Here is a 14,874-nt window from a genome sequence, read left to right as displayed (position 1 = left end):
CCGAACATCGCCTCGGGCAGCTTCCACCACGAGCACCCGGCCTGGGTCAGATAGCAGATCGCTGCGAGGACAGCCCGGTCATCCACCCGCCGGCGACCGCCGCCCTGCGCCCGTACCGGCGCAGGCGGGATCAATGGCGCGGCGAGCTCCCACAGCGCATCAGGACACCAACGCTCCACATCGGACACCCGCAAGATTGAACATCATGCACGCACCGATGTCAGCCCCAAATGAGACACGGTCTAGGTGGCACGAGGCCCGAGTCTGGCAACGCCTGCACGAGCTCCTGCTGGCCGAGCTACGCGCCGCGGACAAGCTCGATCTTGTCCAAGGCGGTGATCAACGGCTCCCATGTGCGAGCGATGAAGGGTGGCCCAAAACCGGCCCGAGCTTCGAAAGCCCGGTCGACCACGTCATCACCGACGGCGCGGGCATCCCACTCGCCGTCAGCCTGACCGGCGGCAACCGCCACGACATCACCCAACTCCTGCTGTTGATCGACGCCATCCCACCGGTACGTGGCTAACGCGGCCGCCCACGCCGACGCCCCGACAGCCTGTACGCCGACCGCGCCTACGACTACGACACCTACCGCGACCAAGTCCACGGCAAGGCATCACACCCCACTTCGCCCAACGCGACGTCGAGCACGGCTTCGGACTCGGCGTTCACCGCTGGGTATTCGAGCAGACCGTCGCGCTCCTGCACTGGTTCCGCCGCCTGCGCATCCGCTGGGGAGATCTGCAACGGCACCAACGAAGCGTTCATGAGCCAGGCCTGCTCCATCATCTGCTACCGCCGGCTCATCAAATGATCATTCTGTTGGAACTTGTTAGCCTCGGTCTTTCGCTAATTGTTGATCAAGGGCTGTGGAGGGGTGGTTGATGTCTGTTGGGTGGTCGGCTGCAGCCCGGCATGGCGACGGCCCGGCGCGTGGCCGGGTTCCTCCGGAGTGCTCGTCGAGGCGTGGTGCCGGGTTTAGCCGACTGGTCGGGGTGGCGCGGTGAGCCGGTTGAACGCGGTGACGAGGTGGGTGGCCCAGGGTCAGTGTTCGGCGATGCGTAGCTGGGTGCGGCGGGCGGTGCGGGTGATGCGGGCGGCGACGTGCAGGAGCCGGTAGCGCAGTTTCTTGGGTTCGGCGTGGGCGAGGTCGCCGTCGAGCAGCAGCATTTGGGTCCAGGCGAGCAGGTCGATGGCGGTGAGGGCGAGTTGCAGCCAGGCGGCGTTGATGGCGAAGACGCGGGACGGGAACCGGCCGAATCCGGTGTGCTTGCCGCAGCGGATGCGGTCTTCGACGCGGGCGTGGCCGCGGTGGCGGGCCTCGAGGTATTGGACTGAACCCTGGCCGGGTGGGGTGTCGGTGGCCATCACCTGGTGGCGCTTGCCTTCGATGGTGTCGAACAGCGACAGCTGCGCGCCCGGGTGCGGCCGCTCGCGGCGCACGATGAACCGGGTCCCAGGAGGGAATCCGTCATCCGGTGCGAGGCCGGTCAGTTCGCAGACCTCGGCGCCGTCGCGGGGTTCACCGTCGCCGTCGAGGGCGGGCACCCACTGGTTGTGTTGTTTGGCGTGCAGGATCGCCTGGCGGATCGGTTCGGTGATCGCCACGCCGACAGAGAACCGGGTGTCCAGGCCGTGCGCCCAGAGTCCACGGATGTGGGCGAGGAGGCCGTGGGTGCAGCCGGCTGAGTCGCAGCGGATCAGGATTGGGGTGCCGTGCCGGTGCGCGTCGGGGATTTGGGCCAGGGCGTCGTCGAGCACGGTGATGTGGTCGGCGGTGGTATTCGACCCGGCCCGGCCTTCCCGCAGCATGCCCGACAGCGCCTCACGGGTGTTGTCCAGGAAGCAGAACATGGGGTGGAACCCAAACGTGTGTTTCCAGGTCGGGGTTGCGGACTCCTTCTCCGAGTGGCAGATCACGATCGAGGCGTCCAGATCGAGGACCAGACCCGGGACCGGCAGACCGGCCGTGGTCGTCTCCGGCAGGCTGCCGCGCGACTCGATGTGCTGTGCCCAGGCCAGTTCCCGCGCCTGCGCCCGAGCGGCATGCAGCCGGCCGAGGACCGCACTGTCCATATCGGACAGCAGCTGCCACGCTGTGGGGTCCGACGCGACCGGCCCGAACAGTTGCTGCTGATCGCGCAGCACGGCCAGGTCTGAGATCGCCTCGCCGCCGTCGGCGAGCGTCACCGCCAGATCGACCGCGATCCGGCCCGGGTCGTGCACGCCGCGTCGCTGCCGCAGCCCCGCGAGGGCCTCGCTGCACGCGCTGGTCAGCCCGGTCGCATCAGCGACATCAGCCAGGAGCCGGGCGCCGGCATGACCGACGACGCCACGCCCGTCGGCACTCACAACGATCTTCGGACGCGTTCCGGTAGCCTGCACTCGGCGGGTGCCTTTCGTTGGGACGGATAAGACCCTCAGCAAGTCCTACCTTCCCAGTTCAGAAGGCACCCGTTCCCCATCTGACCATCATGTGGGCAGCCCCCAATGAAGGGGCCAGGTTAGTCATCGGCACAACGATGTCGAGCAGGCGGGCGATCCCGACGGCTACGCGCCGGAGAGCCGCTCCGCCTCGATTTCGAGGCGCGCCGCCTTAATCATCGGCACAACGATGTCGAGCAGACGGCCAACAACGCGATCGCCTGCGGCGCCTGCGGCGACCGTGTGGGAGATGACGGCCCACAGCATGTGCGCGATGTCCTCGGCCGCCTCGTCTCCTAGCACCTCAAGTTCCTCGGCGAGGAATCGATGGCCGTCCTCGGAGTATCGCTGTAGGAGTTCGGCGACGATCGGCTGGTCGCTGCTCACGAGTGTGCGATACAGGGGGAAGAACTCCGGCCTGGCCCGGAACGCTTTGATCACGATGCGCACTTTCGTGTCGAGGCGATGCTCCGGCGCCGCGTCAGGGTTAGCGCGGTGCGAGATGGTTGGTTCCGCCCAATCGAGCAGCACGACTGCGTACAGGTGCTCTTTGGAGGTGAAGTAGCGGTAGAGAGTGCCGAGCGCCACGCCAGCCGCCGACGCAACATCGCGCACCTGCACCTGTTCGTACGGCTGGGTCGCCAGGATCTCCCTCGCCGCATCGACGATCCGCTTCCGGCGGGCGACTTGCCATACCGGAAGGTCCTCCACCAACAGCGCCTCCCCCGAAGCACGACCGGCCATAGACGCACGAACCTCCAGGCTGAAATTGGAATCTAACGCTATTCAGCTTAGCTTAGGCGGCAACCATCGCCACGGCATCCAACGGCGCCCCCGCCGGATACCGGAAATCGAAGGCGACCTCCGCACCGGGCGCCAACCATGCATCCCCTGCCTCGTCGACCAGCGCGATCCGCAGCCGGCCTCCTTCCGAATCGGTCAGCCTGCTCCCTCGAACGCTGAGCACGTGCTCACCACCGTCGACTGGCTCCAACCACGGCTCGGCGATCTCGAGGTGCAGGGCGCCATGGTGCGCTGAGAGCACGACGGCGCCCGAGAACTGCACGACACCGCCCGCCCGGGCAGCGAATGGGTATCGGAAGCGCCCGTCCGGGAGCCGTGTCGCGGGCTGCTGCACGGTGATCGTCCCACCTGCCGCTTCGACATACTCGACGAGCGAGGCCCTCACCCCCCAGTGCAGATCAGCGTGAGACATCGGGGACCGCCTGGAAGCCGGTCACCGCTGTCGTCTCAGTAAAGCCGTAATAGCCCCAGATGCCGTTTTCGACACCGATACCGCTCTGCTTGTGTCCGCCGAACGGCAGCCCGGTCTGCACGCCGAGTCCGTGGACGTTGATCGACACCTGTCCTGCGTCGAGCTCCGCGGCAACGCGCAGCGCCCGCTCGTACTGGGGAGTCCAGACCGACGCGGTGAGTCCATACGGACTCGCATTCGCTCGCCGCACCGCGTCGTCGGCGTCCGAGAAGCGCACGATGGGCATGACCGGGCCGAACTGCTCTTCGTCGACCACACGGACGCCATCGGTCAGGTCGGCCAGCACTGTCGGTGCGTAGAAGTACCCTTCCCCCTTGATGGGGGCTCCGCCGGCAGCGACCTTCGCCCCCGACGCGATCGCGTCGTTGACGAGCTCGGCAACGCGATCGAACTGCGGCTTGTTGTTGACGGGGCCGAGCAGGTTGTTGGGCACCTTGCCGTCACCGACCGGCACACTCCGCGCGACGGCTGCGACCGCCTCGACGACGTCATCGTAGATCCGGTCCTGCACGTAAATGCGCTTGGCGGCAAGGCAGGCCTGCCCGTTGTTGAGGAAGCTGGCCCAGAAGAGGCGCTGCGCGATCTCCTGCACGTCGACGTCGTCGAACACGATCGCCGCGTCGTTCCCGCCCAGTTCGAGCGTCGCTGGCGTGATGTTCTGCGCTGCCGCGACCCCGACAAGCCGGCCGACCTCGGTCGACCCGGTGAAGCTCACCTTGTTCGTGTGTGGGTGCGCGACGAGGGCGGCGCCGAGCTTCCCGCCGCCCGTCACGACGGTAAACACGCCGTCGGGCAGCACGTCCCGCAGCAGCCGGGAGATCTCGAGGATCGACAGTGGCGTGAACGCCGATGGCTTGACCACGATCGTGTTGCCTGCGCGCAGCGCCGGTGCGATCTTCCAGAACGCCAGCGCCAGCGGGAAGTTCCAGGGCGTGATCGCCGAGACCACACCCAGCGGCCTGCGGAATACCTCCGCGTACCCGTGCATGTCGTTGCGGACGAGTTCGCGCGGGATCTCGAGGTCGACGTAGTAGCGCATCCACTCGACCGCGCGACCGACGTCTGCCTTGGCCTCGCGCAACGGCATGCCCTGTTCGCTCGTCAGGATCGGCGCGAGGTAGTCGGCGTTCGCCTCGATCACGTCCGCCGCGGCGCGCATCGCCGCGATCCGCGCCGCCTCGTCGCGCCTCCAACCGCGAAACGCAGCCGCGGCGGTAGCCATGATCTCGTCGAGCCGGTCCGGTGTCACCTCGGGCGCCTGGGCGAACACACGCCCTGTCGCGGGGTTGATGACGCCGAAGGTGCCGGCGACATCGAAGTCAGCGCCCGCCACGGTGATCCGATAGGCGTCCGGACCGATCTGCCCCGTCGTCATGGGACTCTCCTTGTCTTCCTGAGTGAAGTGATGCGCGAATTGGGCGTCAGGAGCCCAGCAAGAGCACCGGCTTGACCGCCACGCCGGACGCGGCATCCGCCTCGGCCTGGGCAATCTGATCGAACGCGTAGGTCCGCACCAACTGCTCGAAGGGGAACCGTCCTTTGCGCCATGCGTCGATGAGCACCGGAATGAACGTTTGCGGATCGGCCGACCCCTCGAGCACGTAGGTAACCCGCTTCCCGACGAGCTGGACGGGGTGGACCGAGAGCGCGTCCGCCCCGGAGCCCACGAGCACGAGCAGCCCGCCGGTGCCGACGACCCCAAGCGCCGCCGTCATAACGTCGCCGATGCCCGTCGTGTCCAGGGCGAAGTCGAGGATTCCGCCTCCCGTCGTGATGGTGGTGATCAAGTCGGGGTAAGCCCCGTCCACTGTGCGCGTAGCTCCGAGTCGCGCCGCGAGCGCCAAGCGTTCCTTGTTGAGGTCGACCGCGACGATCTCGCTCGCCCCCGCAGACTTCGCTGCCATGATGGCGGCGAGACCCACTGCGCCGACGCCGAACACGGCGATGCGCTGGCCGGGGCGGAGCCGCATCTCGTTGAGGACGACACCGGCGCCCGTCTGCAGGCCGCAGCCCAGGGGCCCGAGCAGCTCCAGCGGAAGGTCAGGGTCGACCTTGACCGCGCTGCGCGCATCGGCGATGACGTGGCTGGCGAAGGAGGACTGCCCGAACCAACGGTTACCGATCGGCTGGCCTGCCTCGTCGACCGCGGCCGAGTTGCCGTCGAGTCGGCGACCGGTCATGTTCAGGGGCATGAACAGGTCGCAGTACGCGGGCTGGTCCACACCGCAAGACGTGCACGTGCCGCACGATGCGAAGCTCAGCACGACGTGGTCTCCCGGCGCGAGCACGGAGACCTCGGAGCCCGTCTCCACCACCACCCCGGAACCCTCGTGCCCCAGGATGATCGGCAACGGCGCGAGCCCCATGGTTCGCGGGACCAGATCCGTGTGACACATACCTGCGCCGACGATGCGCACAAGGACTTCGTTCGGTCCGAGATCCGCGAGCGTAACCTGCTCGACGGAGTAGGCGGCGGCCCGATCGCGCAGTACTGCCGCCGTTGCTGTCGTGGTCATGAGTGTCCTTCCTGGATCTAGACAGCCGCGGCTGCCGTGACGAAGTCGACGCCGGCGGTGTAGGAGGCTCCGTCGGCGATGAGCCGCCGCAGCTTCATGATGCGGCGGGGCTCGTCGAGCGTCGCCGCCCCCACGAGATGGTCGCCGGAGCGGAAGAGCGCGACAAATCGGTCGTCCTTGGGCCCGCCGCTAACAAACTCGACCGCCTCCGCCTCCGCTGTCCCGACAAACTGGATGCGTTTGCCGTACCAGTCACTCCAGAAGTACGGCACGGTCGTGTGGGCCTGCGCTCGAGCGGGAACCGCGGCGTTGACACCGGCGCGTGCGCCCTGATCGGCCGCGTTCGTCCAGTTCTCCAGCCGCATGGTCCTGCCGAGTGCGGCATTGGGCCAGTGCACGACATCGCCCGCCGCAAAGACGTCGGGAGCGGAGGTGCGCAGCTGCTCATCGCAGACTACGCCGCCGTCGTCGGGGTGCAGTTCGACGCCTGATCCGGCAAGCCACGCGGTTGCGGGCGCCGCGCCGATGCCGATCACAACGAGGTCGGCGGCGACAGTCTCGCCGGTACTCAGCCGCACCGATTGGATGCGGTCAGTGCCGAGGTACTCCGTGATTCTGGTGGCGAGCAGCAGGCGTGTGCCGTTGCGCGGATGAAGCTGGGCGAGGGCGGCTCCGACGACCGGCCCGAGGGCGCGCACAAGCGGAGCCTCTGCCGCCTCTGCGATCGTCACGTGCGCTCCGAGATGGCGCGCGGAGGACGCGATCTCTGAGCCGACGAAGCCGGCGCCGAGGACCACGACGTGGGCGCCCTCTGCGATCCGGCTGCGCAGTAGCTCGGCGTCGTCGGCAGTGCGTAGTGTCACGATGCCATCGAGATCGGGTATCCCCGGCAGGACGCGGGGAAACGCGCCGGTCGCGATGATGAGACGGTCGTATGGCACTTCGCCGGCGTCTGTTCGCACCGTCTTGACCGTCGTGTCGAGGCCTTCTGCGGTGACACCTAGCCGGAGGTCCACATCGAGGCCCTCCCGGATCGCCCGTTCCTCACGGTAGTAGTCGACGGGCGCCCCGTCGGTGAGGTACGCCTTCGACAGCGGCGGGCGGTCGTACGGTACGTGCTTCTCCGCGCCGAGCAGCGTGATCGGTCCCTCGTAACCCGCGCGGCGCGCCGCCTCTACGGCCCGCAGACCCGCGAGGGCAGCGCCGACGATTACGAGCCCGCCCATCAGTCGCCCTCGCGGATGAGGCTCAACGCACTGGCCGGGCAGCCGAAGATGGCCTCCTCGGCCGTCGCTCGGTCCTCCTCCGGAACGACGTCGTCCAGAACGGCGAGCGTGCCGTCATCGCCGACCTCGTAGCGCAACGGCTGCACCGACTCGCAGATGCCGATTCCGGTGCAACGGCTCCGGTCGACCACGACTCGCAACGTTCCTGGCATTGTGTCCCTCCCAACGGGCTCAGCCGATCGTGACCGGCAGGTGCTTGACGCCGTTGATGAAGTCGCTCACCAGATAGTCCGGCTCGCCGACCTCCATACGCGGCAGCTTCGTGAGGATCTCGCGGAAGAGCGCGCGCAACTGCGCCTTCGCGACGCCGTTGCCCAGGCAGTAGTGGATTCCGCCACCGCCGAAGCCCACGTTCGGCGTGCGCGGCCGCGTAAGGTCGAAGCGGTGCGCGTCGGCGTGCACCCGCTCGTCGCGGTTGCCCGAGCAGTAGAAGACACCGACCCGGTCGCCCGCGAGAATCTGCTGGCCTCCAAGCTCGACATCCTGCGTCGCGGTGCGTGCGAACTGGATAACCGGTGAGGCGTGACGCACGAACTCCTCGACCGAGGCCGTGATCCTGCCCTCGTAGTCCTCCATGAGCCAGTCGCGTTGAGCGGGGTTCCGCGCAAGCTGGAGGACGGTGCGTGTCGTCGTCTGCTTCGTCGTGTCGTTGCCGGCGACGCTGAGCAGGGCCATCACCATGATGATGTCCATGTCGTTCAGGCGCACGCCGTCGACCTCGGCCGAGACCAGTGCCGTCATGATGTCGTCCTCTGGAGCGGCCCGACGCGTCGCAGCGAGCTCGAGCGCGATCGCGGCGATCGTCCCCATCGCGCGGTTCGCCCGCTCGGATCGCGCCTCGCCCGCCGCCGTGGATGGGTCGTTGAGCAGGACCAGGTCGTTGCCGGCCGCCGCGAACGTCTCGATGTGCGACTCCGGAACGCCGACGAGATCAGCAATCGTGAGCATCGGGAGTTTGGCGGAGACCTCCTCGACAAAGTCGATGGTCCCAGCGCCAATGACGCGGGCCACGATGGCCGTAGCGCGCTCCTCGATTTTTCCAGCGAGCTTCGCAACCGCCTTGGGGGTGAACGTGGCGCTCATGATCTTCCGGTACGCGGCATGCTTCGGCGGATCCATGTCCAAGAAGCTCGCCGGCTCCGTTCTGCCGGGCAGGCCCGGGTGCAGCATGGTCGTGCCGAGTTCAGAGCTGAAGATCTCGTGATGCTGGCTTACGTATGTGATGTCTTCGGCCCGTGTGACGGCCCAGAATCCGGCCTGGCCGTGCACCTCCGGCGGGATCTCGCGATCCTCGATGGGGGGATGCCAGCTTACAGGCGCCTTGGCGCGTAAGCGGGCGAAGGTCTCGTCGCGCGTCTCGAAGGGCCTGGACCAGAAGTCGAGGCTCGAGATGTCGAGATCGACCGTCACGTCGTGGTGCTTGGCGTGGAGCAGCATCGTTGCCTTCCAGGTTCTTCCTTGTGGCCCAAACTCCAGCATTTCGAAGATGATCTGAAATCAGATTCTACATTCGAATTTTAGGCCGCCATTCCCGTAAGCGTCAATCACGACGTCGGACGAAAACGCAGCGCACACCGCCGCCGAACAGGGGTTTACGACTCCCGACCTGCAGCGTTCGTGCGTCGGCTGCCTAGTGCCGCGTCACGCCCAGGACTCGTGGCGCACGGGTAGCCGGCCCTGCCCCGCCAGATAGACGAGGTGCGCGCGCGCCTCCAGCAGGGCCGAGACCTGCGTCTGCGGATCCATGTCGTCCCACCGGCGATACCAGGTGAGCGAGGCGGCCAACTCCCACAGCGGCCTCGGCTCCTTCCCGGCGGCCACGCGTAACTCTTCCGTGCGATCCGCCCGTGCCGCAGCCAGGTCAGCGATCCGGGCGCCGAGCCCACGGAAGCGGTATTCGTGGGCTGGGGCCGCCTCGTAATCCGCGAACGGCTCGCAACGGCGGAGCGAGGCGAGATAGTCTGCGAGCGGATCGTCGGACTGGTCGAAGGTGAACCCGAGACCCGACCTGATCCTCGGCAGGACGTGATCGCCAGTGAACACGAGCTCCTGCTCGTCGATAACGGCGCACACGTGACCCGGACTGTGACCGGGGGTATGGACAATCCGCAACGACCCTGCCGTCGTCGGTATGATCGCGCCGTCCATGAGCGCGCCCATCGAGTCGGTCGTGTGTGGAAGTGACCACCGACTCGACGCTGCGGCGCCGGACAGGAGTTTGTGCCGTGTATTTTCCGGTACGCCGAACCGCCGCAGCCATGCGTCGTTCTCCCCTACCACATCCGGTCCCGTACGACGCAGGAACGCCAGGTCGTCGGTGTGGATGAGTACCTCGGCGCCCGACTCAGCGCAGAGACGTGCGGACATCCCGACGTGGTCCGGATGGAAGTGCGTGATCACGATCCGCCGTACCGCAGCGACGCCGCCGACAGGCGCGAGTCCGGCCGCAAGGATCGCCCAGCCCTCCTCGCTGTCCCAGCCCGGGTCGACCACGACCACGCCGTCGGCAGCCTGTAGCGCATAGCAGTACGTGAACCGCACAGGCCCCGGGAACGGCACGGGGATCGACAGGATCCCGTCGCGGACGGCTTCGACCGGGGGAAGCGAGCGCGCCAGCCATGCCTCGTACTGTGCGCTGGGAAGTGGTGATGCGACGTATGGCGCTGCACGCGAACGGGACATCGGGGCGTCAGCGCGCGGGCTCGTACCGGAGCATCGTAATGTTGTGCTCCGGATACGGCACGAAGACCGGGGAGACGCGCATCCCGACCTTTAGCGCGTCGGTGCCGACGTTCACCATCTCGGTGCTGAACCGGGGGCCCTCGTCCCACTCGACGACCGCCAGCAGCTGGGGGATGGCGTCGGCGAAGTGCGCCGAGACCGGACTCTGCGCGACGGCGAAGGTGTAGAGCGTGCCGATGCCCGAGATCTCGCGCCACTCAAGGTCGTCGGCGAGCGTGCCGGGCGCGAGCACCCTCGGGTAGAAGACGTACTGGTCCTGAGAGGGCGAGTACTGGATCACGATCCTTCCCTCGGCCAGCCCGTCCCAGAAGGGTTTCGTCGTTGGAGTCGGTACCGGGTAGGGTCTGGCGAGCTGCTTGGTCATTCGTTTCCTTCCACTTGCCGTCAGTCGCCGATGAGGACGAGCGCGGTCTGCTCGCCGAGGATGCCGCCATTGCCGGTCACGAAAGCACGGCTGCATTCGGCGAGCTGTGTCCGCCCCGCCCTGCCCATGATCTGGCGAGTGCCGTCGATGACGTGATGCATGCCTCCCGCAAGCCCGGCTTGGCCGAAGCCGAGCTGGCCGCCCGCCGTGTTCATCGGGAAGTCACCGCGGAACGTCAGGTCGCGCTCGGCGAGAAAGCGTGCGCCCTGGCCCTTCTCGCAGAACCCTGCGTCCTCGAGTTCGAGCAGTACCGTGATCGTGTAGCAGTCGTAGATCGAGACCATGTCGACATCGGTCCGCTCGATCCTGGCCATCGCGAATGCCGAGGCCGCGACCGTCTTCATCGGCGTGTCGAGGAGGCTTTTGGCGTAGGTCGGCGTCTTGTAGGGCACGTGCTCACCGAATCCAGAGATCCAGACTGGCCGATGCCTTGCCTTGCGGGCGAGGCGCTCGCTCGTCACGAGTACCGCTGCACCACCTTGCACTGGCATCACGATCTCAAGGATGTGCAGGGGCGCTGCGATCATCCGACTGGCGAGCACGTCCTCAATGGCGAGGGGGACATCATGGAAGATTGCGCCGGGGTGATGATTGGCGTTGACGCGCTGGTCGACGGGGATCTTCGCGAGCGCGCGCTCGTCGTAGCCGTACTCGTACGCGTAGCGCTGGGCGACCTGCGCATAGGGCCCGTTCTGACCGAGATTGCCGTATGGGATCTCAAATTCAGCCTGCGGCGAGCCATAGATGTTACTCGACGCGCCGAAGTGGTACCCCTGGGAAACCTCCCGCGGCTTGAGCGGCGAGGTCGGCACCGTATGCGAGCCGAGCGTGACGACGAGAACCGCCTCGCACAGCCCGAGTTCAATTGCCGCCGCCGCGCGCCATACGCCGCCGGCGGCCGTCGCGCCGCCGAGGTCGACGATCTCCGCGAAGTTCACGCCGATGCCGAGGTACTCGACGATCGTCGACGGGATGAACGTGTGCGACTCGGAGATCGAGTGAGTCACGATTCCGTCCACGTCGGACAGCGACAGCCCCGCGTCGGCGATCGTCGAGGCCGCGAGACGCGCCCAGCGCTCGAGATCGAACGCCTGGTCGATCGGCTTCCTTGTCGGCGCCATCTCGGAGAATCCGACGATCGCCGCCTCACCCTTCAGCCCCATTTGTCCACTCCTTCGTGTGCCCCGCGATCGCGAATGGTTACCGTGGCCGTCCCAGGGCCGAGGACGGTCCCGTCTTCCTTCATCGCCACAAGGTCGAGCTCGACAACGGTCTCGCCTTCCGCTTCCGATACGGCACTGACAACGCCCTCGAACCGCAGCGCCTCGTCAGCGAAGGCCGCACCGCGGTTCTGCATCGCGAAACGGACGAGCCGGCCGCGTGGTCCCGCCCAATCAGTAACGGCCCGCGCGAGCAGAGCCGCCTGCATGTGCCCTTGGACCACGATGTCGGGGTATCCCTCCGTCTCGATCGCCCATCGGCGGTCGTAGTGGATCCGGTGCGGGTTGGAGACGGCTGCCGAGAACTGGAACATCTGGACCGGCCCTGGCCGGAGGTGCAAGGCAGGGATGCGGTCGCCAGCATGCGGCGCCGTTCGGACTTCGCTCATCGTCGCCTCATTTCCTCGCCAGGATCGTGTCCGTACACAGCGCGATGGTCACGTTGTCCTGATTGACGTAGGAGGTACGGCCCGTGATGATGACGAACGGACCCGAGCGGCCTTCTTTCTGTTCGAGGGCAACGATCCGCCGCGACGCGGTGATGCGATCCCCGTCGTATGCCGAGGCGAGAAATTCCCAAACATCCCCACCCGCCATGTACCGCGGCGTGTACGGCAGCGGCACCATGCCTGAGCTCGGCTGCGCGGGGAGGCCGTCCGGGCGCAGGGAGCCGAGAGCAACGGGACTGCGCGTCACACAACCGATAAACAGCGCCGGTGCCACAGCCTCGCGATACCCGTACTCGCGGGCGAACTCGTCGTCGAAGTAGAGGGGGTTCCAGTCGTCGAGGGCAGCCGCCCAGCGCTGGAACTCCCGGCGGGAGACGATGCCCGTACCCAGCGGCACGTCGACGCCCACGAAAGCGCGCGCCTCGTCGGTGATGAGCAACTGCGGCAAACGGATCCTCCTCCTGGTTCCGACGGACCACTCGAGAGTAATAGAACTAGAGTTCAACTTCAAATTATCCGCGAGGGAGCCCGAGAATCCGCTCAGCGATAACGTTCAGCTGGATCTCGACGGTCCCCCCGCCGATGAGCAGCGCCGGAACGCCCAGCTGCCCGCGCACGACTCCGTCGCCCTCGGGCGTGACGGCGGCGGCTGGTCCCGCGAGCCGGACACCAGCGAGCGCCGCATCGCGCGCGAGCTTGGCGCTCGCGACCTTGGCGAGGCTCGACGTGGCGTCCACGGCGCCGCCGAGTCTGCGCAGCGTGCTGCGTGTGTTCATCCCGAGCAGCGCGATGCCGCGCGCGATGAGGACGCCCAGCTCGCCCAGCGCAGCCTGACGGTCGCCGACGTACTCCCCAGCGGCGACGAGGTCGCGGATCGGCGCCTCGGGACCCGACCCGAATCCCGAGCCGATCGCTGTGCGCTCATTCTGGAGGGTCGCCGTCGTGATCCGCCAGCCCTGGCCCGGCTCGCCGACTAGGCAGTCGTCGGGCACGAACACGGCGTCTAGGAAGACCTCGCTGAAATGTGCCTCGCCCGTCGACTGCCGCAAGGGGCGCACGTCCACCCCGGCCGAGGACATGTCGACGAGGAAATAGCTCAGCCCCTTGTGCTTCGGGACCGTCGAATCGGTCCGGGCGAGGCAGATCGCCCAGTCCGCCTCGTGCGCCGAGGAGGTCCAGACCTTCTGGCCGTTCAACTGCCAGCCGCCGTCGACCTTCACCGCCTTCGTCGCGACGCCAGCGAGGTCGGAGCCAGCGCTCGGTTCGCTGAACAGCTGACACCACTCGATCTCGCCACGAAGGGTCGCTGCAGCGAAGCGCTCCTTCTGCGCGTCGGTGCCGAACGCCAGGATCGTCGGGACGGCCCATTCACCGATGATCGTCGTGGGCTGCGGCATGCCGCGTCGCGCGTACTCTTCAGCGATTACGATCTGCTCCGCCGGCGACGCACCAAGTCCGAACGGTGCCGGCCAGTGCGGGGAAACCAAGCCGTTCGCCGCGAGGAACCAGCGCCGCTCGTCGTCGTGGTGTCCTTTGGGACCTTCTGCTCCACAGGGAAGCTCGAGCGCTGCGTCTAGGAGTCCGCCGGTGCGCGCGCGGAATTCGCCGAGATCGCCTTCGGGCTCCACCTCGATCGCGCGGGATTCGACCAGCGCCGCCCCGCCGAGGCCGCCACGGGCAGGAGCCACCCCGCCGGTGGCGCCGGAGATCGCGATCGCCCTGCGCCAGTACAGGTGCGCATCGTGTTCCCACGTGAATCCAATGCCGCCGAAGATCGTGACCGCCTCGGTCACCAGATCGATCGCATCGTCGAGCGTGGCCGACACGGCGAGCGCCGCAAGCTGCTGCTGAGCCTCGGACTGCGCGAGGCTGGCAGCCGCGCCCCACGCTGCGGCTGTAGCCAGCTCTGATGTTACGAGCATGCGCGCGCACTTGTGTTTGATCGCTTGGAACGAGCCGATAGGGACGCCGAACTGGTTGCGGATCTTCGCATAACCGACGGACGCGTCGACGCTCCATCGCATGATCCCCGCGGCCTCGGCGCCCCATACGGCTGCCTCCAGCGCGCCCAGCCGAGAACTGGACGAGCCGTATAGAACGCTGCCTATCGGCACGGCGAAACCATCGACGTCGAGCATCGCGACGTCGCGTGTCAGATCGGTGGACGGCACCACAGTAACCGCCAACTGGCCCACCGGCACGGCGAACAACATGTGACCGTCGTCGGCGTCCGCGACTATCACCGCGATATCCGCCGATGCGAGCCCGATGATCGGGCCGCTGCTCCCGCTCAGCACCCATCCGTCCCTGGAGCGAACCGCAACGAACCCGCGTGCCGCGAGCGCGCCTGTCGCTCCCTCCACGAACTGCACGAGTAGGCCGTCGCGGACGGGACTCACGTCGGCGGCCGCGACCGCGGCGCTCGCCAGCACTGTCGGCACGAAAGGGCCGGGTAGGAGCGCATATGCGAACTCCTCGATGACGGCCGCGAGGTGGTCAATGCCGCCGCCCTGACCGCCGTACTGCTCGTCGAGGTG

The 14,874-nt window shown here is 67.3% G+C and carries 16 protein-coding genes and 1 pseudogene; 1 reads left to right on the top strand and 16 read right to left on the bottom strand.

The genetic code is table 11. The features are described from left to right. Positions 1-188: transposase (locus ABZS66_RS54705; RefSeq protein WP_354771725.1), on the bottom strand; the 188-nt coding region annotated here is incomplete at its 3' end. A 17-nt stretch (positions 189-205) separates the two neighbouring features. Here ABZS66_RS54705 and ABZS66_RS54700 point away from each other — a divergent pair. Beyond that, positions 206-526 carry a hypothetical protein gene (locus ABZS66_RS54700; RefSeq protein ID WP_354771723.1) on the top strand — a complete coding sequence of 107 codons (321 nt, stop codon included), beginning with the start codon at positions 206-208 and terminating at the stop codon, positions 524-526. A 62-nt stretch (positions 527-588) separates the two neighbouring features. Here ABZS66_RS54700 and ABZS66_RS54695 read toward each other — a convergent pair whose 3' ends face one another. The 15 genes and pseudogenes from ABZS66_RS54695 to ABZS66_RS54625 form a co-directional block, all read right to left on the bottom strand. Then, positions 589-789: a hypothetical protein gene (locus tag ABZS66_RS54695; protein ID WP_354771721.1), complete on the bottom strand. Its 201-nt coding sequence runs from the start codon at positions 787-789 to the stop codon at positions 589-591. A gap of 189 nt (positions 790-978) precedes the next feature. Continuing rightward, a pseudogene (locus tag ABZS66_RS54690) lies at positions 979-2,424 on the bottom strand (IS1380 family transposase). A gap of 126 nt (positions 2,425-2,550) precedes the next feature. After that, positions 2,551-3,135, bottom strand: coding sequence for a helix-turn-helix domain-containing protein (locus tag ABZS66_RS54685; protein WP_354771727.1), 585 nt, complete (start codon positions 3,133-3,135; stop codon positions 2,551-2,553). Positions 3,136-3,220: 85 nt separating this feature from the next. Next, positions 3,221-3,613 (bottom strand): HtaA domain-containing protein, encoded by a 393-nt coding sequence (locus tag ABZS66_RS54680; protein ID WP_354771719.1) that lies wholly within the window; start codon positions 3,611-3,613, stop codon positions 3,221-3,223. A 13-nt stretch (positions 3,614-3,626) separates the two neighbouring features. Then, positions 3,627-5,075, bottom strand: a complete 1,449-nt coding sequence (locus ABZS66_RS54675) for an aldehyde dehydrogenase family protein (RefSeq protein ID WP_354771717.1) — start codon at positions 5,073-5,075, stop codon at positions 3,627-3,629. Positions 5,076-5,121: 46 nt separating this feature from the next. After that, the gene (locus ABZS66_RS54670) at positions 5,122-6,216 is read right to left on the bottom strand and encodes an NAD(P)-dependent alcohol dehydrogenase (RefSeq protein ID WP_354771715.1); all 1,095 of its coding nucleotides are present in this window, start codon (positions 6,214-6,216) and stop codon (positions 5,122-5,124) included. Positions 6,217-6,233: 17 nt separating this feature from the next. Then, entirely contained in the window at positions 6,234-7,442 is a 1,209-nt protein-coding gene (locus ABZS66_RS54665) for an FAD-dependent oxidoreductase (RefSeq protein ID WP_354771713.1), read from the bottom strand. After that, entirely contained in the window at positions 7,442-7,633 is a 192-nt protein-coding gene (locus ABZS66_RS54660; protein ID WP_354771711.1) for a ferredoxin, read from the bottom strand. The genes ABZS66_RS54665 and ABZS66_RS54660 overlap by 1 nt, the downstream gene beginning before the upstream one ends. Before the next feature lie 40 nt (positions 7,634-7,673). Next, positions 7,674-8,981: a cytochrome P450 gene (locus tag ABZS66_RS54655; RefSeq protein ID WP_354771709.1), complete on the bottom strand. Its 1,308-nt coding sequence runs from the start codon at positions 8,979-8,981 to the stop codon at positions 7,674-7,676. 162 nt (positions 8,982-9,143) lie between these two features. Further along, on the bottom strand, positions 9,144-10,184 hold the full coding sequence (locus ABZS66_RS54650; RefSeq protein WP_354771707.1) for an MBL fold metallo-hydrolase: 1,041 nt from the start codon (positions 10,182-10,184) through the stop codon (positions 9,144-9,146). Positions 10,185-10,191: 7 nt separating this feature from the next. Next, positions 10,192-10,608, bottom strand: coding sequence for an OB-fold domain-containing protein (locus tag ABZS66_RS54645; RefSeq protein ID WP_354771705.1), 417 nt, complete (start codon positions 10,606-10,608; stop codon positions 10,192-10,194). A 20-nt stretch (positions 10,609-10,628) separates the two neighbouring features. Further along, positions 10,629-11,831, bottom strand: coding sequence for a thiolase family protein (locus ABZS66_RS54640; RefSeq protein ID WP_354771703.1), 1,203 nt, complete (start codon positions 11,829-11,831; stop codon positions 10,629-10,631). Continuing rightward, positions 11,822-12,277 carry a hypothetical protein gene (locus ABZS66_RS54635; RefSeq protein WP_354771701.1) on the bottom strand — a complete coding sequence of 152 codons (456 nt, stop codon included), beginning with the start codon at positions 12,275-12,277 and terminating at the stop codon, positions 11,822-11,824. Before ABZS66_RS54635 ends, ABZS66_RS54640 begins: the two co-directional genes overlap by 10 nt. Before the next feature lie 7 nt (positions 12,278-12,284). Further along, entirely contained in the window at positions 12,285-12,785 is a 501-nt protein-coding gene (locus ABZS66_RS54630) for a MaoC family dehydratase N-terminal domain-containing protein (protein ID WP_354771699.1), read from the bottom strand. Between the two features lie 64 nt (positions 12,786-12,849). Then, a partial coding sequence (locus ABZS66_RS54625) for an acyl-CoA dehydrogenase (RefSeq protein ID WP_354771697.1) occupies positions 12,850-14,874 on the bottom strand: 2,025 nt, incomplete at its 5' end.

The organism is Dactylosporangium sp. NPDC005572 (assembly GCF_040605515.1).
In the GTDB taxonomy this organism is placed as follows: domain Bacteria; phylum Actinomycetota; class Actinomycetes; order Mycobacteriales; family Micromonosporaceae; genus Dactylosporangium.
Note: the sequence above shows the minus strand (reverse complement) of the source record. Positions and strands in the feature narration are given on the sequence as shown.

Bases quoted from the DNA above. Each gene is read 5' to 3' on its own strand.
- ABZS66_RS54700 (WP_354771723.1), top strand. From the start codon at position 206: ATGCACGCACCGATGTCAGCCCCAAATGAGACACGGTCTAGGTGGCAC.
- ABZS66_RS54650 (WP_354771707.1), bottom strand. From the start codon at position 10,184: ATGTCCCGTTCGCGTGCAGCGCCATACGTCGCATCACCACTTCCCAGC.
- ABZS66_RS54640 (WP_354771703.1), bottom strand. From the start codon at position 11,831: ATGGGGCTGAAGGGTGAGGCGGCGATCGTCGGATTCTCCGAGATGGCG.
- ABZS66_RS54675 (WP_354771717.1), bottom strand. From the start codon at position 5,075: ATGACGACGGGGCAGATCGGTCCGGACGCCTATCGGATCACCGTGGCG.
- ABZS66_RS54645 (WP_354771705.1), bottom strand. From the start codon at position 10,608: ATGACCAAGCAGCTCGCCAGACCCTACCCGGTACCGACTCCAACGACG.
- ABZS66_RS54665 (WP_354771713.1), bottom strand. From the start codon at position 7,442: ATGGGCGGGCTCGTAATCGTCGGCGCTGCCCTCGCGGGTCTGCGGGCC.
- ABZS66_RS54635 (WP_354771701.1), bottom strand. From the start codon at position 12,277: ATGAGCGAAGTCCGAACGGCGCCGCATGCTGGCGACCGCATCCCTGCC.
- ABZS66_RS54670 (WP_354771715.1), bottom strand. From the start codon at position 6,216: ATGACCACGACAGCAACGGCGGCAGTACTGCGCGATCGGGCCGCCGCC.
- ABZS66_RS54695 (WP_354771721.1), bottom strand. From the start codon at position 789: ATGATGGAGCAGGCCTGGCTCATGAACGCTTCGTTGGTGCCGTTGCAG.
- ABZS66_RS54655 (WP_354771709.1), bottom strand. From the start codon at position 8,981: ATGCTGGAGTTTGGGCCACAAGGAAGAACCTGGAAGGCAACGATGCTG.